At 70.9% G+C, this 23,190-nt stretch carries 19 protein-coding genes; 13 read left to right on the forward strand and 6 right to left on the reverse strand.

Annotation, left to right across the window (positions count from 1 at the left end):
* The first annotated feature begins 78 nt into the window (after positions 1 to 78).
* Positions 79 to 990, forward strand: a complete 912-nt coding sequence (locus tag IZR02_RS16530; RefSeq protein WP_025102830.1) for a LysR family transcriptional regulator — start codon at positions 79 to 81, stop codon at positions 988 to 990.
* A 7-nt stretch (positions 991 to 997) separates the two neighbouring features.
* Here IZR02_RS16530 and IZR02_RS16535 read toward each other — a convergent pair whose 3' ends face one another.
* The 5 genes from IZR02_RS16535 to IZR02_RS16555 form a co-directional block, all read right to left on the reverse strand.
* Positions 998 to 1,402 (reverse strand): arsenate reductase ArsC, encoded by a 405-nt coding sequence (locus tag IZR02_RS16535; RefSeq protein ID WP_025102831.1) that lies wholly within the window; start codon positions 1,400 to 1,402, stop codon positions 998 to 1,000.
* A gap of 81 nt (positions 1,403 to 1,483) precedes the next feature.
* Positions 1,484 to 1,873, reverse strand: a complete 390-nt coding sequence (locus IZR02_RS16540; protein WP_025102832.1) for a DUF779 domain-containing protein — start codon at positions 1,871 to 1,873, stop codon at positions 1,484 to 1,486.
* A 72-nt stretch (positions 1,874 to 1,945) separates the two neighbouring features.
* On the reverse strand, positions 1,946 to 3,496 hold the full coding sequence (gene exaC, locus IZR02_RS16545) for an acetaldehyde dehydrogenase ExaC (RefSeq protein WP_025102833.1): 1,551 nt from the start codon (positions 3,494 to 3,496) through the stop codon (positions 1,946 to 1,948).
* Positions 3,497 to 3,666: 170 nt separating this feature from the next.
* Complete coding sequence (locus tag IZR02_RS16550) at positions 3,667 to 4,989, reverse strand: GAF domain-containing protein (RefSeq protein ID WP_025102834.1); 1,323 nt, start codon at positions 4,987 to 4,989, stop codon at positions 3,667 to 3,669.
* 82 nt (positions 4,990 to 5,071) lie between these two features.
* Complete coding sequence (locus IZR02_RS16555; RefSeq protein WP_025102835.1) at positions 5,072 to 5,638, reverse strand: TetR/AcrR family transcriptional regulator; 567 nt, start codon at positions 5,636 to 5,638, stop codon at positions 5,072 to 5,074.
* 70 nt (positions 5,639 to 5,708) lie between these two features.
* On the opposite strand from IZR02_RS16555, the gene IZR02_RS16560 reads away from it, so the two are divergent.
* The 5 genes from IZR02_RS16560 to treZ all read left to right on the forward strand — a co-directional run bounded on the left by IZR02_RS16560 (position 5,709) and on the right by treZ (position 12,923).
* The gene (locus IZR02_RS16560) at positions 5,709 to 6,278 is read left to right on the forward strand and encodes a dihydrofolate reductase family protein (RefSeq protein ID WP_025102836.1); all 570 of its coding nucleotides are present in this window, start codon (positions 5,709 to 5,711) and stop codon (positions 6,276 to 6,278) included.
* A 105-nt stretch (positions 6,279 to 6,383) separates the two neighbouring features.
* On the forward strand, positions 6,384 to 6,668 hold the full coding sequence (locus IZR02_RS16565; RefSeq protein ID WP_025102837.1) for a hypothetical protein: 285 nt from the start codon (positions 6,384 to 6,386) through the stop codon (positions 6,666 to 6,668).
* Positions 6,665 to 8,839 carry a glycogen debranching protein GlgX gene (glgX, locus tag IZR02_RS16570; protein ID WP_025102838.1) on the forward strand — a complete coding sequence of 725 codons (2,175 nt, stop codon included), beginning with the start codon at positions 6,665 to 6,667 and terminating at the stop codon, positions 8,837 to 8,839. Before IZR02_RS16565 ends, glgX begins: the two co-directional genes overlap by 4 nt.
* The gene (gene treY, locus IZR02_RS16575) at positions 8,836 to 11,184 is read left to right on the forward strand and encodes a malto-oligosyltrehalose synthase (protein ID WP_025102839.1); all 2,349 of its coding nucleotides are present in this window, start codon (positions 8,836 to 8,838) and stop codon (positions 11,182 to 11,184) included. Before glgX ends, treY begins: the two co-directional genes overlap by 4 nt.
* Positions 11,181 to 12,923, forward strand: a complete 1,743-nt coding sequence (gene treZ / locus IZR02_RS16580; protein ID WP_025102840.1) for a malto-oligosyltrehalose trehalohydrolase — start codon at positions 11,181 to 11,183, stop codon at positions 12,921 to 12,923. Before treY ends, treZ begins: the two co-directional genes overlap by 4 nt.
* Before the next feature lie 88 nt (positions 12,924 to 13,011).
* Here the strand turns inward: treZ and IZR02_RS16585 are convergent, their stop codons facing one another.
* Positions 13,012 to 14,439, reverse strand: coding sequence for a CCA tRNA nucleotidyltransferase (locus tag IZR02_RS16585; RefSeq protein WP_025102841.1), 1,428 nt, complete (start codon positions 14,437 to 14,439; stop codon positions 13,012 to 13,014).
* Positions 14,440 to 14,682: 243 nt separating this feature from the next.
* Here IZR02_RS16585 and IZR02_RS16590 point away from each other — a divergent pair, with 243 nt between their 5' ends.
* From IZR02_RS16590 to IZR02_RS16620, 7 genes are all read left to right on the forward strand, one after another.
* Positions 14,683 to 17,244 (forward strand): fibronectin type III domain-containing protein, encoded by a 2,562-nt coding sequence (locus IZR02_RS16590; protein WP_025102842.1) that lies wholly within the window; start codon positions 14,683 to 14,685, stop codon positions 17,242 to 17,244.
* Positions 17,245 to 17,386: 142 nt separating this feature from the next.
* On the forward strand, positions 17,387 to 18,412 hold the full coding sequence (locus tag IZR02_RS16595) for an Lrp/AsnC family transcriptional regulator (protein ID WP_025102843.1): 1,026 nt from the start codon (positions 17,387 to 17,389) through the stop codon (positions 18,410 to 18,412).
* 115 nt (positions 18,413 to 18,527) lie between these two features.
* On the forward strand, positions 18,528 to 20,018 hold the full coding sequence (locus tag IZR02_RS16600) for an aldehyde dehydrogenase family protein (RefSeq protein ID WP_025102844.1): 1,491 nt from the start codon (positions 18,528 to 18,530) through the stop codon (positions 20,016 to 20,018).
* Positions 20,015 to 20,773, forward strand: coding sequence for a gamma-glutamyl-gamma-aminobutyrate hydrolase family protein (locus tag IZR02_RS16605; RefSeq protein ID WP_025102845.1), 759 nt, complete (start codon positions 20,015 to 20,017; stop codon positions 20,771 to 20,773). Before IZR02_RS16600 ends, IZR02_RS16605 begins: the two co-directional genes overlap by 4 nt.
* Positions 20,770 to 21,240 (forward strand): DUF3830 family protein, encoded by a 471-nt coding sequence (locus tag IZR02_RS16610; protein ID WP_025102846.1) that lies wholly within the window; start codon positions 20,770 to 20,772, stop codon positions 21,238 to 21,240. Before IZR02_RS16605 ends, IZR02_RS16610 begins: the two co-directional genes overlap by 4 nt.
* Positions 21,241 to 21,282: 42 nt before the next feature.
* A complete protein-coding gene (locus IZR02_RS16615; protein ID WP_025102847.1) occupies positions 21,283 to 22,365 on the forward strand; it encodes an ABC transporter substrate-binding protein in 1,083 nt (360 codons plus the stop codon).
* On the forward strand, positions 22,362 to 23,189 hold the full coding sequence (locus tag IZR02_RS16620) for an ABC transporter permease (protein WP_025102848.1): 828 nt from the start codon (positions 22,362 to 22,364) through the stop codon (positions 23,187 to 23,189). The genes IZR02_RS16615 and IZR02_RS16620 overlap by 4 nt, the downstream gene beginning before the upstream one ends.
* The last annotated feature ends 1 nt before the right edge of the window (position 23,190 follow it).

The raw sequence follows: 23,190 nt of genomic DNA on the forward strand, positions 1-23,190 counted from the left end.
CACATCCGTTCCAGTGTCGGCACGGGCCGGATTTGCAGCAATGCCCAGTGCCGCGCAGTGGCTGTGCATAATTGCAGCATGGATGCGGCGAAGAGGCCTCGTGCCGACGATCTGCTCGTGCTGCTCGCGGTCGCCCGCACCGGCCGGTACACGAGCGCCGCCGCCCACCTCGGTCTCGATCACACGACGGTGGCGCGCCGCATCGCTGCCCTCGAGGACGCGCTCGGCGGACGGGTCGTCGCGCAATCCGCGTCCGGGTGGGAACTCACCGATCTCGGGCGCACCGCCGCCGAGACCGGTGGACGCATCGAGGCCGCGCTGTCCCAGCTCGACTCCGTCCCCGGCGAGACTCCTGATCCGATCGCCGGCGTCGTGCGCATGTCCGCCACGGACGGCTTCAGCGCCTACATCGCCGCCCCCGCGATCGCCGAGCTGCGCCGAGCACACCCACGGCTGACGGTCGAGATCGTAGCGGCCACGCGGAGGGCCGCCGAGCACCGCGCCGGGCTCGACCTGGAGGTGGTCGTGGGCGCGCCGCAGACCCGCCGCGCGCAGGCCGTGAAGCTCGGCACGTACACCCTCGGCATGTACGCCTCCCGGGACTACCTCGGCCGCACCGGCACCCCGGCATCGCGTGCCGAGGTGGAGCAGCATCGACTCGTGTACTTCGTCGACTCGATGCTCCAGGTGGACGCGCTCGACCTTCCGCGCCGCCTCGTTCCCGGCATGCAGGACGGACTCACCTCGACCAACGTGTTCGTGCACGTCGAGGCCACCCGAGCGGGAGCCGGGATCGGCCTGCTCCCCTGCTTCGCCGCCGATCGGCATCCGGACCTCGTGCGCCTGCTGCCCGAGGTCTTCGCCGAGAAGCTCCCGTACTACATGGTCGCGCGGCCCGAGTCGCTGCGTCTCCCCGCGGTCGCGGCGCTCGCCGAAGCCCTGCGCGCCCGCACGCGTGCTGCCAAGGCGATGCTCGACGGGGCCGGCTGAGCGCCGGTCAGAGCAACTCGGACACGAGGGTTTCGATGCGACCGCGGATGTCGTCGCGGATCGGCCGGACGGCGTCGATCCCCTGGCCGGCGGGGTCGTCGAGCACCCAGTCCTCGTAGCGCGTGCCGGGGAAGAACGGGCAGGCGTCGCCGCAGCCCATCGTGATCACGACGTCCGACGCCTGCACGGCCTCGGTCGTGAGCACCTTCGGCTGCTCGGCCGTGATGTCGATGCCGACCTCCGCCATCGCCGCCACCGCGACGGGGTTGATCTCGGCAGCGGGCATCGACCCGGCGGAGCGCACCTCGATGCGGTCGCCGGCGAGGTGCCGGAGGAAGCCGGCGGCCATCTGCGAGCGCCCCGCGTTGTGGACGCAGACGAAGAGGACGGAGGGCCGGTACGGTGCGTTCACGGGGCCAGCGTATCCCGTTCGAATCGCCTGATTGGCTGCATCTCCGGCCGAAATGGGACCAATCAGGCGATTCGAAAGTCCTCAGACCAGGCCGAGGCTCGCCAGCTCCGCGGGGTCGAGCATCCGCGACCGGATGAGGAACCGCATCCCCGTCGGACCTTCGACGCTGAACCCGGCGCCGCGTCCCGGCACGACATCGATCGTCAGGTGCGTGAACTTCCAGTACTCGAACTGCGAGGCCGACATGAAGACCTCGACCGAATCGTCGAGTCCGACGTCGAGGGCGCCGAGGAGCACGTCGCCGGGGCCGGTGAGGAACATCCCCACCGGGTAGCACATGGGCGCGGAGCCGTCGCAGCAGCCGCCGGACTGGTGGAACATGAGCGGCCCGTGCTGCGCGGTGAGCTCGCGGACGAGCGCGGCAGCGGGGGCGGTCACCGCGACGCGGGCGGGCGGGGCGGCGTCGGCCATGGGGACTCCTTCCGGTATGCCGGGTGCGGGACGGCGGCCGCGGCCCGCCGTCCCGCACCGCGGCGTCGACGATCAGAAGAAGCCCATCGGGCCTTCCGCGTACGAGACGAGGAGGTTCTTCGTCTGCTGGTAGTGGTCGAGCATCATCTTGTGGTTCTCGCGCCCCACCCCCGACTGCTTGTACCCGCCGAACGCGGCATGGGCCGGGTACTGGTGGTACGTGTTCGTCCAGACGCGGCCCGCCTCGATCGCCCGGCCCGCGCGGTACGCCGTGTCGCCGCTGCGACTCCACACCCCGGCGCCCAGGCCGTACAGGGTGTCGTTCGCGATCGAGATCGCGTCGTCGAAGTCGTCGAACGAGGTGACCGAGAGCACCGGACCGAAGATCTCCTCCTGGAAGATCCGCATGTCGTTCGTCCCTTCGAACACGGTCGGCTGCACGTAGTAGCCCTCGCTGAGATCGCCGCCGAGGTCGGCGCGCTCGCCTCCCGTGAGCAGCCGGGCCCCGCCCTGCTTCCCGATGTCGATGTAGCTGAGGATCTTCTCCAGCTGATCGTTCGAGGCCTGCGCGCCGATCATGGTCGCGGGGTCGAGCGGATTGCCCTGCACGACCTTCTTCACACGCTCGAGGCCGTCGGCGAGGAACCCGTCGTAGATGGAGCGCTGGATGAGGGCGCGTGACGGGCAGGTGCAGACCTCGCCCTGGTTGAGCGCGAACATCGTGAAGCCCTCGAGCGCCTTGTCGTAGAACGGGTCGCTCGTGGATCGGGCCACGTCCTCGAAGAACACGTTCGGGCTCTTGCCCCCGAGTTCCAGGGTGACGGGGATGAGGTTCTGCGAGGCGTACTGCATGATGAGGCGCCCGGTCGTGGTCTCCCCGGTGAAGGCGACCTTGCGGATGCGCTTGTGCTGGGCGAGCGGGGCGCCGGCCTCGATGCCGAAACCGTTCACGATGTTGACGACTCCGGCCGGAAGCAGGTCGCCGATGATGTCGAACAGGAACAGGATCGATGCGGGCGTCTGCTCCGCGGGCTTGATGACGATGCAGTTGCCCGCGGCGAGCGCCGGCGCCAGCTTCCACACGGCCATGAGGATCGGGAAGTTCCAGGGGATGATCTGGCCGACGACGCCGAGCGGTTCGTGGAAGTGGTACGCGACGGTGTTCTCGTCGAGCTGGCTGATGCCGCCCTCCTGCGCGCGGAGCACGCCGGCGAAGTAGCGGAAGTGGTCGATCGCGAGCGGGATGTCGGCGGCGAGCGTCTCCCGCACGGGCTTGCCGTTCTCCCAGGTCTCGGCGACCGCGATCTCCTCCAGGTGCTGCTCCATCCGGTCGGCGATGCGGTTCAGGATCACGGAGCGCTCCGCGGGGCTGGTCTTGCCCCAGGCGGTGAAGGCCTTCCAGGCGACGTCGACGGCGCGGTCGATGTCCTCGACGGTGCCGCGGCCGACCTCGGTGAAGGGCTTGCCGTTGACGGGACTGATGTTCTCGAAGTACTGGCCCTTGGCCGGTTCGACGAACTCGCCGCCGATGTAGTGGCCGTAGCGGGGCCGATAGCTCGCGACTGCTCCGGGCTGCCCGGGGGCCGCGTAGGCGAGGGACACGTCTTCTTCGACGATGGTCATGGGGGTCTCCTTCGACGGGGGCGCCGCGGCGTCGATGCCGCGGTGTTCCCTCGACGCTAGGCCGCTCCCCGTTGCACTCCCGGTGCGCAACGTTGCAGCCGGTTGCACCCGTTCGAATCGCGCACTGTGCTGCATCCGCGGCCGGAATGGGACCAATCGGGCGATTCGAATCAGGTGAGGCGCTCGATCCGGGTCACGAGACCGGCACGACGCGGCGAGCGCGCCGGAAGCATCTCCAAGGCGAGCCGCAGCACCTCCGCGTCCTCGCTCCCCTCGGGGGTGTCCGCGTAGGCGAGCAGCACGTCGAGACTCGCCCCCGACAGCATCACCTCCCGCAGCGCCGCCCGGACCGAGTCACGGAACTCCTCCACGCCGGGTGAGGCCGACTCCGGCAGCACCGGCCCCCGATACGCCGTCAGAGCGACCCGGTGCGCCCCGCGGTCGAGGAGGGACAGCACGTCGTGGGCGTCGGTCTCCAGCGGCACCGGAAGACGATACGGGCGGGACTCCGGCACGAGGTCGGAAGCCGCCCGCTCCAGGACCTTCCGCAGACGCACCATCTCCGGCCGCAAGGTGTCCGGCGAGACGCCGGGGCCGTAGACGAGCTCGGCGAGCCGGTCGGCGGAGAGCCCCTGACGGTGCACGGCCAGCATCAGGAGGATGGCGGCGTGCCGGGCGCTGAGCTCGGTGACCGCCTCCTCGTGCGCCGACACGGTCTCCAGCCGGGCGCGGTCGCGTCCGAGCACGTGCAGTCGCGCGCGGGCGAGGGGTTCCGGCGGCGTCCTGCCGGGCAGTCGTCGAGCCGGAGGCTCCGCCCGTCGCTGCAGCCGGGCCACGAGGAGCTCGGACTCGACCGCTCGCGCCGTCGCGTCGACGAGCAGTCGCGCCTGCGGGGTCACCACCTCCGGCCCCCCGGTGATGTCGATCACGCCCAGGACCCGCTGCGTCTCCGGGTCGCGCACGGGCGCCGCGGTGCATGACCACGGGTGCACCAGCCGGTTGTAGTGCTCGGCCCCGCGGATCTGCACCGACCGTTCCAGGGCGAGCGCGGTGCCGGGAGCGCTCGTGCCCACGGCGTCCTCCGCCCAGTTCGCGCCGGCGACGAACCCCATGCCCTCGGTGAGGGACCGCAGCTGCGCGTCCCCCTCGATCCACAGCAGGCGCCCGGCCTGGTCCCCCACGGCGATCACGACCCCCGAGTCCTCGGAGTCGCCGGGAAGCAGCAGCGCGCGGATCATCTCCATCGCCGAGGCGAGCGGATGAGCCAGACGATAGGCGTCGAGCTCGTCCTCATGCAGATCGAGCGGCGGCAGCCCCTCCGGACCGACGCGGCGGCGCCAAGACCGCTCCCACGACTCGCGCACGAGCGGACGCACCTCGCGGAGGCGGTGATCGTCGAGGTTCCCGGCGATGAGCTCCTCGTGCGCACGCTCGACGAGGAGGCGAGACGCCGTCGGCGACGCCTCCCGCGGATCGTGCCACGTCGCAGACACGCGTTCTCCGTTCCTGGAGCCGGGAGCGTGCCCTCAGTGTACGAGCAGGATCGACCGGGCGGAACAGCAGCCGCGGCGGCGGTCAGGGCAGCAGCCCGGCCACGAGATCGTCGATCACGTCGTCGGTGGAGGTCTCCGGGTCGATCGGTGTGGTGAGCCGGTCGAGCAGCAGACCGTCGATCGCGTAGTGGAACAGGGCGATCTCCCGCCGGCCCCCGGGGAGACCCGCCCCGGTGTTGAAGGCGACGTCCGCATCGAAGCCGGCCCGTTGCCAGTCGCCGAGCACGGCGGCGAGCTCGGGACGGCGCGCACTCTCGAGCCGCAGTTCGAAGAGGGCGAGGGTCACGTCGCGATCAGCGGTGAGGCGGCGCACGATGTCCCGGATGTAGTCGGCGAAGAGCTCCCGGCTCGGCGTGATCTCGGCCCTCCGCTCCAGGTCCTCGGGCGTCGGAGCCAGGCGTTCCCCGATGCGGTCGACGAGGCCCTCGATCAGCGCCTCCCTGCTGCGGAAGTAGTTCGACGTCGTCCCCGCGGGGACGTCCGCCTCGGCGTCGACCGCGCGGTGCGTGAGCCCCCGGGATCCCTCGCGGGCGAGCACCGCCAGCCCGGCATCCGCGATCTGCCGTCGTCGCGGCTCATTCCTCGCCATGCCGCCACCCTAGCGCAATCACTACGACTGTTGTACTCTCAACCGCAACAGATGTAGTGATTGGAGAACGATGCGAGAGCTCGTGTACTACGCCGCGGTGACCCTGGACGGGTTCATCGCCGGCCCGGGCGGGGAGTTCGACGCCTTCCTCGTCGAGGGCGACCACATGGACGGCATCAACGCCCGCTTCGCCGACACCCTGCCGACCGTGGCCGCCGAAGCCCTCGGCATCCCGCAGCGCAACGACGTGTTCGACACCGTGTTGATGGGCAGGAACACGTACGAGGTGGGCGGGCTCGCAAGCCCGTACCGGCATCTGCGGCAGATCGTCTTCAGCCGCACCCGCACCGCCGAGGCCGAGAACCTCGAGGTGACGGCGGAGGACCCGGTGCAGGTCGTGCGGCGGCTCAAGCGTGCCGAGGGCGGCGCGATCTGGCTGTGCGGCGGCGGGGCTCTCGCGGCGACGCTCGCCGACGAGATCGACCGGCTCATCCTGAAACGGCAGCCGCTGCTCTTCGGATCCGGCATCCCGCTCTTCGGCGACCGCCCCTACCGTCCCGAACGGTTCGAGGCCGTGGAGACGACCCCGTATGAATCGGGCGTCGTGGTGACGGAGTACGTGCGATGGCGCGGCGAGTGATCTCGTCGTCATCGGGTGCATAGCCGGTCGACGCCCGGTTGGCAATACCGTTCTCGGATCCGTTCCCGGTTCCTATCGTGGTCCCATCACGAGTCAGGAGGCGCCATGAACGTCCACACCCCCACCAGCACTGGCTCCTCGCAGCGCGCCGACGCGGCCCACCCCGCCGCGATCGAGCCGGCCTGCGAGCGGATCGACTTCGACCGGTACGTCGTCGCGCACGACGCCCCTGTCGGGTACATCGAGGTCGTGCCGCCGCTCTATGTCTGCTACCTCGGACACCCGTATCCTCGGGCTGTGGAGATCGCTCAGGTGTACGACTACGACCATGCCGTCAGCATCGTCAGTGCCATGGCCGCGGGTTCGCGCGACCACGCCCTCGCCGGATGAGCCGCGAGGTCTGGCCCGGGTCCGCCTACCCGCTGGGGGCCACCTTCGACGGGCAGGGCACCAACTTCGCCCTCTTCAGCGAGGGCGCGGAGCGCGTGGAGCTCTGCCTCTTCGACGCGGACGGCACGGAGACGCGCGTGCCCCTCACGGAGGTGGACGCCTTCGTCTGGCACGGCTACCTGCCCACGGTTCAGCCGGGACAGCGCTACGGCTACCGGGTGCACGGCCCCTACGACCCGGCCCAGGGGCAGCGGTTCAACCCGAACAAGCTGCTCCTCGACCCGTACGCCAAAGCCGTCGCCGGCGAGATCGACTGGGGTCAGTCCCTGTTCGGCTACGACTTCGGCGACCCTGACTCCCGCAACGACGACGATTCCGCGGGCGCGATGGCGAAGGGCGTCGTCGTCAGCCCGTTCTTCGAGTGGGGCGGCGACCGGCCGCTGAAGACGCCGTACGCCGAGACCGTCATCTACGAGGCCCATGTGAAGGGGCTCACCCAGCGGCATCCCGAGGTGCCGGAGGAGTTGCGGGGGACCTACGCCGGCATCGCGCATCCGGCGGTCGTCGAGCACCTCCAGCGTCTCGGCGTCACCGCCCTGGAGCTGATGCCCGTGCACCAGTTCGTCAACGACTCGGTGCTGCAGGACAAGGGCCTGTCGAACTACTGGGGCTACAACACCCTCGGCTTCTTCGCCCCGCACAACGCCTATGCCGCCGGCGGCCAGGACGGTCAGCAGGTGCAGGAGTTCCGTGCCATGGTGCGCGCGCTCCACGAGGCCGGCATCGAGGTCATCCTCGACGTCGTCTACAACCACACGGCGGAGGGCAACCACCTCGGTCCGACGCTCTCGATGCGCGGGATCGACAACGAGGCGTACTACCGGCTCGAAGAGGACAAGCGGTACTACATGGACTACACCGGCACGGGCAACAGCCTGAACGCGGGCAACCCGCACGCCCTGCAGCTGCTCATGGACTCGCTGCGGTACTGGGTGACCGAGATGCACGTCGACGGCTTCCGTTTCGACCTCGCCGCGACCCTCGCCCGCGAGTTCTACGACGTCGACCGCCTCGCGGCCTTCTTCGAGCTCGTGCAGCAGGACCCGATCGTCTCGCAGGTGAAGCTCATCGCCGAGCCGTGGGACATCGGACCCGGCGGCTATCAGGTGGGCAACTTCCCGCCGCAGTGGACGGAGTGGAACGGCAAGTACCGCGACACCGTGCGCGACTTCTGGCGCGGTGAGCCACAGGCGCTCGGCGAGTTCGCCTCCCGCCTCACCGGCTCCGCCGACCTGTACGAGCACTCCGGCCGACGACCCGTCGCCTCCATCAACTTCGTGACCGCGCACGACGGCTTCACGCTGCGCGACCTCGTCTCCTACAACGAGAAGCACAACGAGGACAACGGCGAGGACAACAACGACGGCGAATCCCACAACCGCTCCGACAACATGGGCGCAGAGGGACCGACCGACGACATCGACATCAATCGCCGCCGCGCGCGTCAGCAGCGGAACTTCCTCGCGACGCTGCTGCTCTCGCAGGGCGTGCCGATGATCTCCCACGGCGACGAGCTCGGCCGCACGCAGCACGGCAACAACAACGGCTATGCGCAGGACAACGAGCTCACCTGGATCGACTGGGAGGCGGCCGACCTGCCGCTCGTGGAGTTCACGGCGGCGGTCGCACGGCTCCGGCACGACCATCCGACCTTCCGCCGCAGCCGCTTCTTCGACGGACGCCCGGTCGCGGACGAGGACGGCGAGCGCATCCCCGACGTCGTGTGGCTGCGACCGGACGGCGCCCGCATGACCCCGGAGGACTGGGACTCGGGCTTCGGGCGCTCTGTCGGCATGTTCCTCAACGGCCGCGGGATCCGCGAGAACGACCGGCGAGGGCGGCCCGTGGAGGACGTGAACTTCCTCGTCTACTTCAACAGCGGCGACGAGCCCGTCGACCTCGCCCTGCCGGACGATCGCCACGGTGCGGAATGGCTCGTCGCAGTGGACACCGCCGGCGAGCTGGGCGACCGGAACCTCCGCGCCCGCGACACCGTGCCGCTCGAGGGCAAGGCCATGCTCGTGCTGCAGGAGATCGACGGCGAGCCGGTCGACACCGACGACTCCGTCGACGCCTCGCTCCGCGCGCAGAGCGAGCAGGCCGCCTCATGACCGACAGGCCGCTGTCGACCTATCGCCTCCAGATCAGCGGCAGCTTCCCCCTCGAAGCGGCGGCCGATGTGGTCGGCTACCTCGCCGAGCTCGGCGCGTCCTGGGCGTATCTGTCGCCGCTGCTGGCGGCGACGCCGGGTTCGAACCACGGCTACGACGTGGTCGACCACGCGCGCATCGATCCGGACCGAGGGGGCGAGGACGGTCTCGTCCGGTTCGCCTCGGCGGCGCGCACGGCCGGCCTCGGCATCCTCGCCGACATCGTCCCCAACCATGTGGGCGTCGCGGTGCCGCGGCAGAACCCGTGGTGGTGGGAGGTGCTGCGACTCGGCCGGAAGACCCGTCGTGCCGCCGCCTTCGACATCGACTGGGACGCCGGAAGCGGACGGCTCCTGCTCCCGCTGCTGGGCGCGAGCCCGGAGGAGGTCGTCGCGAACGGCGAACTCGACGTCGACACCACCCCGGCCGCCGATGCGCCGGACGGGGTGCTGCGCTACTTCGAGCACGAGCTGCCGCTCGCCCCCGGCACCGCGGCGCTGGCCGACGACCTCCCGGCACTCCTGGCGGCCCAGAACTACGAGCTGCGATTCTGGGAGGACCAGAACACCGATCTCACGTATCGCCGATTCTTCGCGGTCTCCGAACTCGCCGGCATCCGGGTGGAGCGTCCCGACGTCTTCGCGGAGTCGCATCGGGAGATCCTCCGCTGGCTCCGGACCGGACTCGCGGACGGGCTGCGGGTGGATCATCCGGACGGCCTCGTCGACCCCGGTGCGTATCTGGAGCAGCTCGCCGACGCGACCGGGCGCGCGTACACGCTCGTGGAGAAGATCCTGGAGCCCGGCGAGGCCCTCCCGGCCTGGTGGCGCACCGACGGCACGACCGGCTACGACGCGCTGGCCGAGCTCGACCGCCTGTTCGTCGACGCGGAGGGTGTCGCGGCGCTGGACCGGCTGGACGCCCGGCTCCGCGCGGAGACCGGCCTCCCGGACGCGCTCCCCTGGCACGACCTCATCCACGACACGAAGCGGATGATCGCCGACACGCTCCTGGCCGCGGAGGTGCGCCGCCTGGTCCGCACGCTCCCCCACGGGATCGTGCACGCCGACGACGCCCTCGCCGAGCTCCTCGCCTGCTTCCCCGTGTACCGCTCCTATCTCCCCGAAGGTCGCGAGCACCTGTGCGCCGCCTTCGCGGAGGCCCGGCATCGACGCCCCGACCTCTCCGCCGCCTTCGCGGCGCTCGAACCGCTCCTGGTCGACCCCTCGCTCGAGGTCGCGCAGCGGTTCCCGCAGGTGAGCGGCGCCGTGATGGCGAAGGGCGTGGAGGACACCGCGTTCTACCGGTTCACCCGCCTCGGGACGCTGACCGAGGTCGGCGCCGATCCGTCGATCCCCGCCCTGTCGGTCGAGGAGTTCCACGACGCGCAGCGGGCACGACTGGCCGCCTGGCCGCACTCGATGACGACGCTCTCCACGCACGACACGAAGCGCTCGGAGGACGTGCGGGCACGCCTGTCCGTGCTCTCGGAGATCCCGGAGCGGTGGGGCGAGGTGCTGGCGGAGCTGCGCGCCGTCGCGACCACCGGACACGGTCCCCTCGACGCGCTGATCTGGCAGGCCGCCGTCGGAGCCTGGCCGCTGCCCTCCGACCGGCTCCTCGCCTATGCCACCAAGGCCGCGCGCGAGGCCGCCGAGCGGACCACCTGGCAGCATCCGGACGCGGCCTTCGAGGAGGGTCTGGCCGCGATCGCGCGATCCGTGGAGGGCGACGCCGCGCCGATCCTCGACCGGTTCGTGGCGGAGATCGTCGATGCGGGCCGTTCGAACTCCCTCTCCGCCAAGCTGCTGCAGCTCACCGGCCCCGGCGTGCCCGACGTCTACCAGGGCACCGAACTGTGGGACCTCTCGCTCGTCGACCCCGACAACCGTCGACCCGTGGACTTCGCTCTGCGCGCCCGGATGCTGCGGGAGCTCGACGCGGACCACGCCCGCGGTGTGCTCCCGCCCATCGACGACTCCGGTGCCGCGAAGCTGCTGGTGACCTCGCGGGCCCTGCGACTGCGGCGGGACAACCCGGAGCTGTTCCGCTTCTACCGGCCGGCCGTCGTCGAGGGCGCGGCCGCCGACCACGCCGTCGCCGTGCACCGCGGCGGCGCGACCGCCGTGGCCACGCGGCTGCCGGTGACGCTGGCGCGCCGCGGCGGCTGGGGCGACACCGTCCTGATGCGCCCGGAGCTGCCGGGGACGGATCTCCTCACCGGTCGGCGGATTCCGCCCGGACCGGTGCGGCTGGCGGAACTGCTCGACACGTATCCGGTCGCGCTGATCGAGCTGGCCCGATGATCTCGGTGTGGGCGCCGCGGGCGAGGCGTGTGCGGGTGCGACGCCTCGACGCCGCGGGCGCGACCGTAGAGGAGCGGGAACTCACGGCGACCACTGAGGGGCACTGGACCGCCGACCTCGTCCTCGCGGACGGCGAGCGCTACGGGTTCCTGCTCGACGACGGCGACGACCTGCGCCCGGACCCGCGCTCGCGGCGGCAACCGGACGGCGTGCACGGCGCCTCGGCGGCGTTCGACCCCGCGGCCTTCGCCTGGACCGACGCCTCCTGGACCGGACGGCAGCTCGCGGGCGGGCTGATCTACGAGCTGCACCTCGGCACCTTCACGCCGGAGGGCACGCTCGACGCGGCGATCGGCCGCCTGGCGCATCTCGTCGACCTCGGCGTCACCCATGTCGAGCTGCTGCCCGTCAACGCCTTCAACGGCGCCTGGAACTGGGGATACGACGGCGTGCTCTGGTACGCGGTGCAGGAGGAGTACGGCGGTCCCGCGGCGTACCAGCGGTTCGTCGACGCCGCCCACGCACACGGGCTCGCCGTCGTGCAGGACGTGGTCTACAACCACCTCGGTCCGAGCGGGAACTACCTCCCCCTCTTCGGTCCGTACCTGCGCGAGGGCGAGAGCAACACGTGGGGCGACTCGGTGAACCTCGACGAGGACGCGGTGCGGGAGTACATCCTCGACAACGCCCTGATGTGGCTGCGCGACTTCCACGTCGACGGGCTCCGCCTCGACGCCGTGCACGCACTCCACGACCGGCGGCCCGTGCACCTGCTGCGGGAGCTCTCCGAACGGGTGGACGCCCTCTCCGCGCAGCAGAATCGGCCGCTGACCCTCATCGCCGAGTCCGACCTCAACGACCCGACGCTCATCCTGCCGCGGGAAGCCGGGGGCTATGGACTCACGGCGCAGTGGTCGGACGACTGGCATCATGCCGTGCACGTCGCGCTCACCGGGGAGACCGCCGGGTACTACGCCGACTTCGCCGCGGCCGAGGCGGTGGCCAAGGTGACAGAGGGCGGGTTCTTCCACGACGGCACCTTCTCGTCCTTCCGCGACCGTCCGCACGGGTCGCCGATCCCGGCCGAGGTGCCGAGCTGGCGGCTGGTGACCTTCGCGCAAGATCACGACCAGATCGGGAACCGCGCGGCCGGGGACCGGCTCTCCGCCACCCTGTCCCCCGATCGGCTCGCGGTGGCCGCCGTCCTCACGCTGACGGCCCCGGGCACCCCGATGCTCTTCATGGGCGAGGAGTGGGGCGCGACGACACCGTGGCAGTTCTTCACCGCCCACCCCGAGCCCGAACTCGGCCGCGCGGTCGCCGAGGGTCGCACGGCGGAGTTCGCCCGCATGGGCTGGGATCCGGATGCGGTGCCCGACCCGCAGGATCCCGACACCTTCCATCGCTCGCACCTCGACTGGGCGGAGGCCGAGGCGCCGGTGCACGCCCGGCTCCTGGCGCTGTACCGCGACCTCGCCCGACTGCGGCGAGCGCGACCGGAGCTCACCGACCCGGACTCCGCGCACACGACGGTCGAGGTCCGGGAGACGGACGGCCGCCCCGAGCACCGCGTCTACCGCATCGATCGCGGAGGAGTGTCGGTGCTCGTGAACCTCTCCCCCACCCCCGCAACGTTCGCGGTGCCCTCGACGGCCGAACTCCTCCTCACAACCGCCCCCGCGTCGAGCACCCCCACGCTCCTGACTCTCCCCCCGGACGCCGCCGCCATCATCAACTGAGGTCGACCCACCCCTCTGCGGTCGGCCCGGCCCTTTACGTGCGGGCGCAGGGGGCCGGGAGGCACGCAAGGGGGTGGGTCGGCAGGAGTCAGCCGCGCGAAGCCCACCACTCGCGGAGACGCTGCTCAGCGACGTCCTCGCCCAGCACGCCCTCATCGAGGCGCAGATCGAGGAGGAACCTGTACGCCTCGCCGACCTCCCGGCCCGGAGAGATGCCGAGGACCTCCTGGATGCGGTTGCCGTCGAGCTCCGGACGGATCGCGTCGAGCTCCTCCTGCTCGCGAAGAGCCGCGATCCGGGACTCGATGTCGTCGTAGGCGGCGGCGAGCCGCGCGGCCTTGCGCTTGTTCCGCGTGGTGACGTCGGCGCGCGTGAGGATGTGCAGCCGCTCCAGCAGGTCCCCGGCATCGCGGACGTAGCGGCGCACGGCGGCATCCGTCCACGCCCCCTCCGCATAGCCGAAGAACCGCAGATGCAGCTCGATCAGGGTCGCGACGGCATCCGTGGTCGCCGAGTCGAAGCGCAGGGCCTGCAGCCGCTTGCGGGCCATCCGGGCGCCGACGACGTCGTGGTGGTGGAAGGTCACCGCGCCACCCGGCTCGAGCTTGCGCGTGCGGGGCTTGCCGATGTCGTGGAGCAGAGCCGCGATCCGCAGCGGCACATCCGCCGGGGCCCCGGGGTTCCTGGCGTGCTCGAGCGCGATGGCCTGACGGAGCACCGTGAGCGAGTGCTCGTAGACGTCCTTGTGGTGGTGGTGCTCGTCGACCTCGAGCTTGAGGGCGCTGACCTCGGGGAGGAACTCCTCGATGAGTCCGGTCTCCACCAGCACCCGGATGCCGCGGACGGGGTCGTCGGTCTGCATGAGGCGCACGAGCTCGGACTGCACGCGCTCCGGGCTCACGATCGTCAGGGTCTCGCGGAGCTCGGTGATCGCCCGCTCCGTGTCCTCCTCCACCGTGAAGCCGAGCTGCGCGCTGAACCGGGCGGCGCGCAGCATCCGGAGCGGGTCGTCGCCGAACGACACCCGGGGATCCGTCGGTGTCCGCAGCACCCCCGCCACGAGGTCCTCGACCCCGCCGGTCGGGTCGACGAGCTTCACCGCGGGCACCTGGAGGGCCATCGCGTTGACCGTGAAGTCGCGGCGGACGAGGTCGCCGTCGATCGAGTCGCCGAACTCCACGGTGGGCTTGCGCGTCACGCCGTCGTAGCTGTCGGCGCGATAGGTGGTGATCTCGACCTGCTCGCCCCGCACCCGGGCGCCGATGGTCCCGAAGGCCCGACCGATGTCCCAGTGCGCGGAGGCGACCGGCTTCACGATCGCGAGGATCTCGTCCGGCGAGGCGCTCGTCGTGAAGTCGAGGTCGTGCGTCTCACGGCCGAGCAGCGCATCGCGCACCGGACCGCCGACGACGGCGAGCTCGAAACCGGCTTCGTCGAAGGCCTCCGCGAGGGTGCGGACGACGGGATTCTCGGCGAGCGCGCCGAGACGGGCGAGGCCGTCGGCCATGTTGAGCATGGGTTCTAGCGTACCGGCCCGCTTTCCACCCCTTCCGGACCGGGCACGACTTCGGAGCTTCCGGCCGACGCGCCGGCTCCGAGCCGGTACCCCCGGCGTGTCTCGGGCGATCTCCGAAGCTGTGCCCGCCCGCGCCGCGTTCACCTCCCCGTCGCCTCGATGTCAGACCGCGGTCATCCGGCTCCGTTGGGCTGGGGGCGCCCCGTGCGGCTGAGCACGGACACCCACCCACGAAGGACTGACATGACCTCCCCCACCCCTGCGGTGCGGTGGCGGCGTCGCGGACTGACGTCCGTCGCGCTGCTCGCCGTGCTCGGCGGCGCCGTCGTCGCCCCCGCGGCCCTCGCCGCGCCCGATCCCGAGGTGCCCACCGGATCGCTCGTCACCGGCGACACCCCCTGGCACTACCTCGACGACGGCTCCGACCCGTCCCCTGCCCCGGCCGCACTGCGCGATTGGACCCTGCCGGCCTACGACGACAGCGCGTGGAAGACCGCACCGGGCTCGTTCGGCGCCAAGGGCGGGAAGCTCGCCCCCGTCGGCCCGCAGACGCCGAAGACGCTCCTCAACCACTACCTCGACGGCGCCGCGGCCCCGACCGTGCCCACCTACTTCTTCCGGACCACGTTCGAACTCGAAGCCGGCGTCGCCGAGCAGGTCGCCGCTCTGCAGAGCACCATCACCTACGACGACGCCATCATCGTCTGGATCAACGGCGAGGAGGTCGCCCGCTACGTCGACGGCCGCATCACCGACACCACCAACGTCGAGTACGCCGGCGACTCCAACGGCGACCCGCTGACCAGCACGTTCAGCGCCGAGGGCGACCTGCTCCGTGACGGCACGAACACGATCGCCGTGTCGCTGTTCCAGGACCGCGCGTCCAGCTCCGACATCTACTTCGACATGTCATCGCTCACCCTCGTGAAGGCTTCCGACCCCGGCACGCCCGTGGTCGCCCCGCCGACCCGTGTCATCCTCACCCCCACCGAGAAGCCCGAGGTGTCGCAGTCGTTCTCCTGGCTCGCCGGCGACGCCTCGCACACGGTCGGCCAGGTCGAGATCGGCCTCGCGACCGGTGGTGCCACCCGCACGGTCGACGCGTACGACGCCGGTGTCGTGAACGGCAACCCTAACAAGCACTTCTCGGCCACGGTCACCGACCTCACCCCCGCCACGGCGTACCGCTACCGGGTGGGTCTCCCCGGGAGCTGGAGCGACTGGTACGAGTTCCGCACCGCCGACCCGAAGGCGAACGACTTCCAGTTCATCTACTACGGCGACGCCCAGATCGGTCTCGACACCACATGGCCGAGCGTCGTGAAGCAGGCCGAGGCACACGCTCCTCGCTCGATCGGCTCCGTGCACGCCGGCGATCTCATCAACACCTCCAGCAACGAGAACGAGTGGCTGAACTGGTTCCAGGGCATGAAGGACTCGGCGGTCCGCACCAACGTCATGGCCGCCCCCGGCAACCACGAGTACTCGGGCGACAAGCTGCTCACGGCGTGGAAGGCCGCGTTCGAGTACCCGCACAACAACCCGTCGACGAGCTCGATCGGCGAGCTGGCGGACCTCGCGAAGGGCGACTCCGAGGTCGCGCAGCAGTACCGCGCGTTCTTCGACCACTGGAGCTCGTTCGCCGCCGAGACCGCGTACTACACCGACTACCAGGGCGTCCGTTTCATCACCCTGAACGCGACCCGGGACACGACCTTCCTCACCCCGGCCGGGCTCCCGTCCTGCACGGGAGCGGAGTGCCCGTCGTCCCAGATCGGCACCCTGTGGACGCGCTTCCAGGCCGCCTGGCTCGACCTGCTGCTGCAGAACAGCCCGTCGAAGTGGAACGTCGTCACGTTCCACCAGCCGGTCTTCTCGGCCTCGGCCGGTCGTGACGAGCCGGTGCTCCGCGCCGAGTGGCTGCCCGTCTTCCAGCGCAACGACATCGATCTCGTGCTCATGGGCCACGACCACACGTACGCCCGCGGCTACGTGAACACGGATGCGACCGAGACTCCGGGCCTCACCACCGGTCCGGTCTACGTCGTGTCGAACTCCGGCGCGAAGCACTACGACCTGGAGACCCCGGAGAAGAACGTCTGGACCAACAACGGCGCCACGCAGGTGCTGCGCGGTCAGGGCGTGACGACGTACCAGGTGATCGACGTCTCGAAGAACCAGCTCGTCTATCGGTCGTACCTCGCCGAGAAGCAGCCGGACGCCACGACCGACCTCCCCGTCGGCGCCGTCTACGACACGTTCACGGTGACCAAGTCGGATGCTGGTGAGAAGTGGGTCACCGAGGCCGGTGTCACCCCGCCGGTCACGGAGGAGCCGGAGCCGGAGAAGCCCGCGGCGGTCGAGCTGGGCGCGTCCTCGGTCCCGGCCGGCGGCACGCTCGCGGTGTCCGGAAGCGGCTTCGCGGCCGGCGCGGAGCTCGCCCTCGAGCTGCGGTCCGACCCGGTCGCGCTCGGTACGGTCACGGTCGCGGCCGACGGCACGTTCTCGCGCACCGTCACCATCCCCGCGGCCACCCCGGCGGGGACGCACACACTCGCCGTGATCCTCCCCGACGGCACCGAGGTGACGGCCTCCCTCACCGTGACCGCAGCGGCTGACGGCGGTGCGATCGCCCCCGGTGAGAGCGACTCGGGCGGCGCGACCGACGGCGACCTCGCGACGACCGGTGCGGACAGCACGCCGTTCGTCATCGGCGCCATCGTGCTGCTCGCCGCCGGCCTCGGCCTGTTCGCGCTGCGTCGCCGTCGTGCGACCGCGGTCGTCGAGACGACGGACGCCGGGTAACCCGGTCGTCTGTCCCTCCGCGGGCGCCGCCGGTCCTCCGGCGGCGCCCGTGCCGTCTCTCCCGGCTCTCGCCTCGGACCATGCACCGGTCCCCTCCGGGTCTGGGATAACCTTCACGTGCCCGACCCGCGAAGGAGAACCCGTGCCCGCGAACGATGCCCTGGCCGATGAGACCGATCGGATCGTCGCGGCGGCCCTGCAGGTGAACGGCCGCGCGTCCTGGGGCGAGATCGCCCGCGTGGTCGACCTCCCGGAGCGGACGGTCGCCCGCCGCGGGCAGCGTCTCCTGGACCGCGGGCTCGTGCGCGTCTCGACCTACGTCGACCCCGCGCGCGTGCTCCATGCCCGCGCCGTCCTTTTCCGGATCACGACCGAACCCCATGCGCTCTGGCACGTCGCCCGCACCCTGGCGCGTCGTGCCGACGCGTCGTCCGTGTCGGTCCTCGAGGGCAGCAGCGACATCGCCGGCATGCTCCTCCCCCACGACGACGCATCGATCCGCGAACTGCTCTTCACCGACTTCCCCGAGGTGGAGGGCATCGCGTCGATCAACGTCACCACGGTGCTGAAGTTCTTCCGCTCCGGACACGACTGGCGGGTGGGGGTGCTGTCCGACGAGCAGGTTCGGATGCTGGACGAGTCCTCCGGGTCCGAGGTCGACCCGGCGGACGCCTTGAGCGAGGACGAGGAGGCGCTGATCCGACTCCTGCTGAAGGACGGACGGATGCCCGTCGCACAGCTCGCCCGCGCGCTCGGACTGAACGTCACCACGACGCGCCGACGGATGGAATCGCTCAACCGCCGCGGTCTCATGCACCCCCGCACGGAGATCGTCCCGAGCCTCTTCGGCCTCGGGCTGGAGGCACTCGTGTGGCTGCGGGTGCCGATGGATCGGCTGGAGAAGGTGGGATCCGCCCTCGCCGCCGCCCCCGAGGTGAAGTTCATCGTCGCGACGACCGGCACGTCGCAGCTCCTCATGAACGTGCTCGTGCGCGACGCGGACGAGTTCTACGACTTCCTCACCGGTCCCGCGGTGGCGGGCCACGACGGGCTGGAGGTCGTCGAGTCGCTCGTCGTCATCACGCCGGTGCTCCGCGGGTCGCTGATCGTGGACGAGGCGCCGGCGGCGCTGGCGCAGGACATGCCGACGGGAGCCATCCGGTTGTAGGCCGATTCTGTTACGGACGTGTAAAGAAATGGCGGAATCGTTCGCATTGCCTTGACGCAATGGCGAAATAGAGCGAGTATCCCTTCCAGGGCCTTCACCCCTGGAGAGGACGACCGTGTTCACGGCAACTGGAGACGACTGGGCGGACCGCGCGGCGGCGCTGTCGCTGCACACCCGCATGTTCATCGACGGCTCCTGGGAGGACGGGGCCGCCGAGCCCCTCGCACCGATCAGCCCCCGCGACGGCCGGGCACTGCCTCCGATCGCGGCCGCCTCCGCCGCCGACATCGACCGCGCGGTCCGCTCCGCCCGTGCCGCGTTCGACGCGGGCGTCTGGTCGCGCATCGCCCCCCGGGAGCGCGGCCAGCTGCTGATCGCCTTCGCGCAGAAGATCCACGACAACGCCGAAGAACTCGCCCTCACCATCTCCCTCGAGATGGGCAAGCCCGTGCGCGAGGCGCTGCAGACCGAACTCCGCGCGGTCGTGAACTGCTTCCGCTGGTACGGCGAGGCCGCAGACAAGGTGCTCGACGAGCTCCCCGTCACCGCCCCGAACAGCCTCGCGCTCGTCACCCGCGAACCGGCCGGCGTCGTCGCCGCGGTCGTGCCGTGGAACTTCCCGCTCACGATGACGGCCTGGAAGCTCGCCCCCGCTCTCGCCGTCGGCAACAGCGTCGTCCTCAAGCCCGCCGAGCACACCACCTTCTCGGCCCTGCGCCTGGCCGAGCTCGCCCACGAGGCCGGCCTCCCGGCCGGCGTGCTGAACGTCACCCCCGGCGCCGGCCACGTCGCCGGCCGCGCACTCGGCGAGCACCCCGATGTCGACGTCGTCACGTTCACGGGCTCGCCCGAGGTCGGCCGCCGGTTCCTCGGATACGCCGCGGCGTCGAACGGCAAGCGCGTGTGGCCGGAGCTCGGCGGCAAGACGGCGAGCCTCGTGCTCCCGGACGCCGATCTGGAGCGGGCGGTCCGGGCCACGGCCGACGGCTGCTTCTACAACCAGGGGCAGATGTGCACGGCCTCGTCCCGGCTGCTCGTCCCCCGCGCGCACTACGACAGGGCCCTGGAGATCGCCGCCGAGGTCGCCCGCACGAGCCTTCCCGCAGACCCGTTCGACGTGTCCACGTCGATGGGGGCGATCGTCAGCGAGAAGCAGCTCGCCGGGATCGCCGGGTTCGTCGAGCGCGCGGAGGCCGACGGCGCCGAGCTCGCGGCCGGCAGCACCGAACGGTTCTCCGCCGTCGACGGCGGCAGCTACTTCGCCCCCGTCGTGCTCGGCGTGACCCCCGCGCACGAGGTGGCGCAGCGCGAGGTCTTCGGCCCCGTGCTGTCGGTCATCGCGTACGACGACGTCGAGGACGCCCTCGCCATCGCCAACGGCACCGAGTACGGCCTCGCCGCCGCGCTGTGGAGCACCGACCTCAACGCCGTGCACACCCTCTCCCGCCGGCTGCGGGCGGGTGTCGTCTGGGTCAACTGCTTCGAGGAGGGCGACATGACCATCCCCTTCGGCGGGGTCAAGGGCTCCGGCTTCGGGCGCGACAAGAGTCTGCACGCGATGGAGAAGTTCACCGACCTGAAGACCACGTGGATCGAGCTGTCGTGACCCGCCCGCTCATCGGCATCACCACCTGGCGCCGCGCCATCGACACCGACCTCGGCACGGGCCGCCCCGCGCACAGCCTCGGCACCGAGTACGCCACGCCGATCGAGGCCGCCGGCGGCGCCGTCGTGCTGCTGCCGCCGACCGCCGGTGTCGACGAGGTCCTCGATCGGCTCGACGGGCTGGTGCTCTCCGGCGGGGAGGATCTGCACCCCTCGCACTACGGCGCCGAGCCCCAGGACGGGAAGTCCTACGACTCGGCCCGCGACGGCTACGAGATCGCGCTCGCCCTCGGCGCCCGGGAACGCGGCCTGCCGGTGCTGGCGATCTGCCGCGGGCTCCAGGTCTGCACCGTCGCGCTCGGCGGCTCGCTCATCGTCGACATCCCCGCCACGGCCGACCATCACCCGGTGCGAGGAGCAGACGAGCAGCTCTCCGCCCGGCACGCCGTCGCGTTCGCGGAGGACAGCAGGCTCGCCGCGCTCTACGGGACGACGACGCGGACCGTCAACACCATCCATCACCAGTCCGTCGACACCCCGGCCCCCGGGCTGCACCCCGTCGCCTGGGCACCCGACGGCATCGTCGAGGCCGTCGAGTCGGACGACGACTGGGCCATCTGGGCGGTGCAGTGGCACCCCGAGAAGATGACAGCCCCCGAAGAGGCCGCCGAGGAGCGCCCGCTGTTCGCGGCGTTCGTCGCGGCCGCCCGTGAACGCGCAGCGGAACCGTCCGCTGGCCAGAAAGGAACACGATGACCAAGCAGGTCTTCCTCGAGTACGAGAACGGCGTCCGCGCCGTCGCCACCCTGTTCGAGGACCTCGCCCCTCGCACGTGCGAGGCGATGTGGGGCGCGCTGGAGAAGCCGGTCACCATGCAGGCGATGCACGCGATGTACGCCGGACCCGAGGTCATGGTCGGTCTTCCCGAGGAGGCCCAGAACTTCGACCCCGAGGCCGTGCCCGCGGAGAACCAGCAGGTCGTGCCCGCACCGGGTGACCTGCAGTGGTACTGGCAGCGCCCCATGCAGATGGGCGGACTGCCGTTCGAGTGGTACGAGATCGGAGTCTTCTACGATCGTGGTGCCCGTATTCTCGGCCCCCTCGGATGGACACCCGTCAACATCTGGGCCGGCATCACCGAAGGACTCGCGGAGTTCGCTCAGGAGAGCGCCGCGATCCGCATCGACGGAGCGAAGCAGCTCACCATCGGACGCCTGGTCTAGGCGTCCACCCCCCGTGCTGGACCCATCCCGAAGGAGCAGTGCATGAACACCCGCAGAATCCTCACCGCCGGCGCGCTCGTCGCCACCGGTGCCCTCGTCCTCGCCGGCTGCGCGTCCGGCGACGGCGAGTCCTCGTCCGGTGGTGACAAGGAGTTCGCCGGCGAGACCCTGATCGTCACGTCGTTCGGCGGAGACTGGGAGAAGGCCTTCATCGAGGCCGTCGTCGACCCGTTCGAGGAGGAGACCGGAGCGAAGGTCGAGCTGATCACCCTGTACAGCGCCGATGCCCTCGCCCAGGTCACCGCCCAGAAGGCGAGCCCGCAGATCGATGTCGTGCACTTCTCCGGCGGACAGGAGTTCACCGCCGCCGAGCAGGGCCTCATCGCCCCGATCGCCGCCGACGACCTGTCCGCGTCGGGGGACCTCATCGACATCGCGACCGCCGGCCTCGAGCGCGGCGAGGGTCCGGTCATCCAGCTCGCGCCCATCGGGCTCGTCTACAACACCGAGGCAGACGCCCCGGCGCCGACGTCCTGGGAAGACCTCTTCGACGACGCCTACGCCGGTCACGTCGCCCTGACGGACTTCTCGAACACCTACGGGGTGCTGTCGATGCTCCGCGTGGCCGACGCGCTCGGGGGTGGCATCGAGGACCCGTCCGCGGCCATCGCCGACCTCGGGGCGCTGGCGTCCTCGGGCGACGCGATCGTCGTCCCCACCTCGCCGGACCTGCAGACCGCCTTCGCCCAGCGCGGCACCTGGCTGGCCCCGTACGCGATGGACTACGCGGGCACCCTGCAGGACGCGGGTCTCCCCGTCGAGTTCATCGTCCCGGAGGAGGGCGCCACCGCGTCGCTCATCACGGCGAACGTCGTCGAGGGCCGGGACAACCCCGAGCTGGCGACGCTCTTCATCGACTACGAACTGCGCCCCGAAGCGCAGGCCGTCTTCGCGGAGAACATGCGCTACTCCCCCGTCAACACGAAGGCCGAGCTGTCGGACGAGGCGGCCGAGGCCGTGCTCACCGGCGACGAGCTCGACGACGTCGTGGTCTACGCCCCGGGCGACATCGCCGCGTCGCGTCAGGCGTGGACCGATGAGTGGAATGCGCTGATCACCAAATGAGCGTCCGAACCCGTAAGGAGCCCTGGCTCCTGCTCCTGCCGGCGATCGTGCTGCTCGCGCTCGCCTTCGTCACCCCGGTGGCCGGCATGCTGCTCATGAGCGTGCAATCGCCGGCAGGCGGGTTCACCCTCGACAACTTCACCCGCTTGTTCGCGAGCGAGTATCACCTCCAGGCGGCGCTGCGATCGCTCCGCCTGGGGGTGATCCAGACGGTGATCACCCTCATCATCGCCGTCCCGCTGTCGTACATCATGGCGCGCGCCGGCTCGAAGGTGCGCTCCTTCCTCCTCATCGTGGTGATCCTGCCGCTGATGACGAGCGTCGTCGTCCGCACCTTCGGCTGGGTGGTGCTCATGGGGCCGTCCGGCCTGATGATGCAGATCCCCGGCGCGGAGTTCCTCGTCGGCGGCACCCAGGGATTCCTCGGTACCGAGACCGGCGTCGTGATCGCGATGGTGCAGGTGCTGCTGCCGTTCGCCGTGCTCAGCATCCTCGGCGTCATCTCCGGCATCCGTCCGCAGCTCGAAGAGGCCGCGCGCACGCTCGGCGCCGGATTCTGGCGCACGCTGCGGCACGTCGTGCTGCCGCTGTCGGTGCCCGGCATCGTCGCCGGTGCCTCCCTGGTGTTCGTGCTCTCGGTGAGCTCCTTCATCACCCCCCGCTTCATCGGCGGCTCGCAGATCCCCGTGTTCGCACAGACGATCTACGTCGACGCGACCACCAACCTCGACTGGGCGTTCGCGGCGGCGCAGGCCGTGCTGCTGTTCGCGGGCGTGATGCTCGTGCTCGCGGCCACCTCCCGGCTCGGGAAGCAGAAGGTGTGAC

The organism is Microbacterium paraoxydans (assembly GCF_019056515.1).
Lineage (GTDB): Bacteria > Actinomycetota > Actinomycetes > Actinomycetales > Microbacteriaceae > Microbacterium.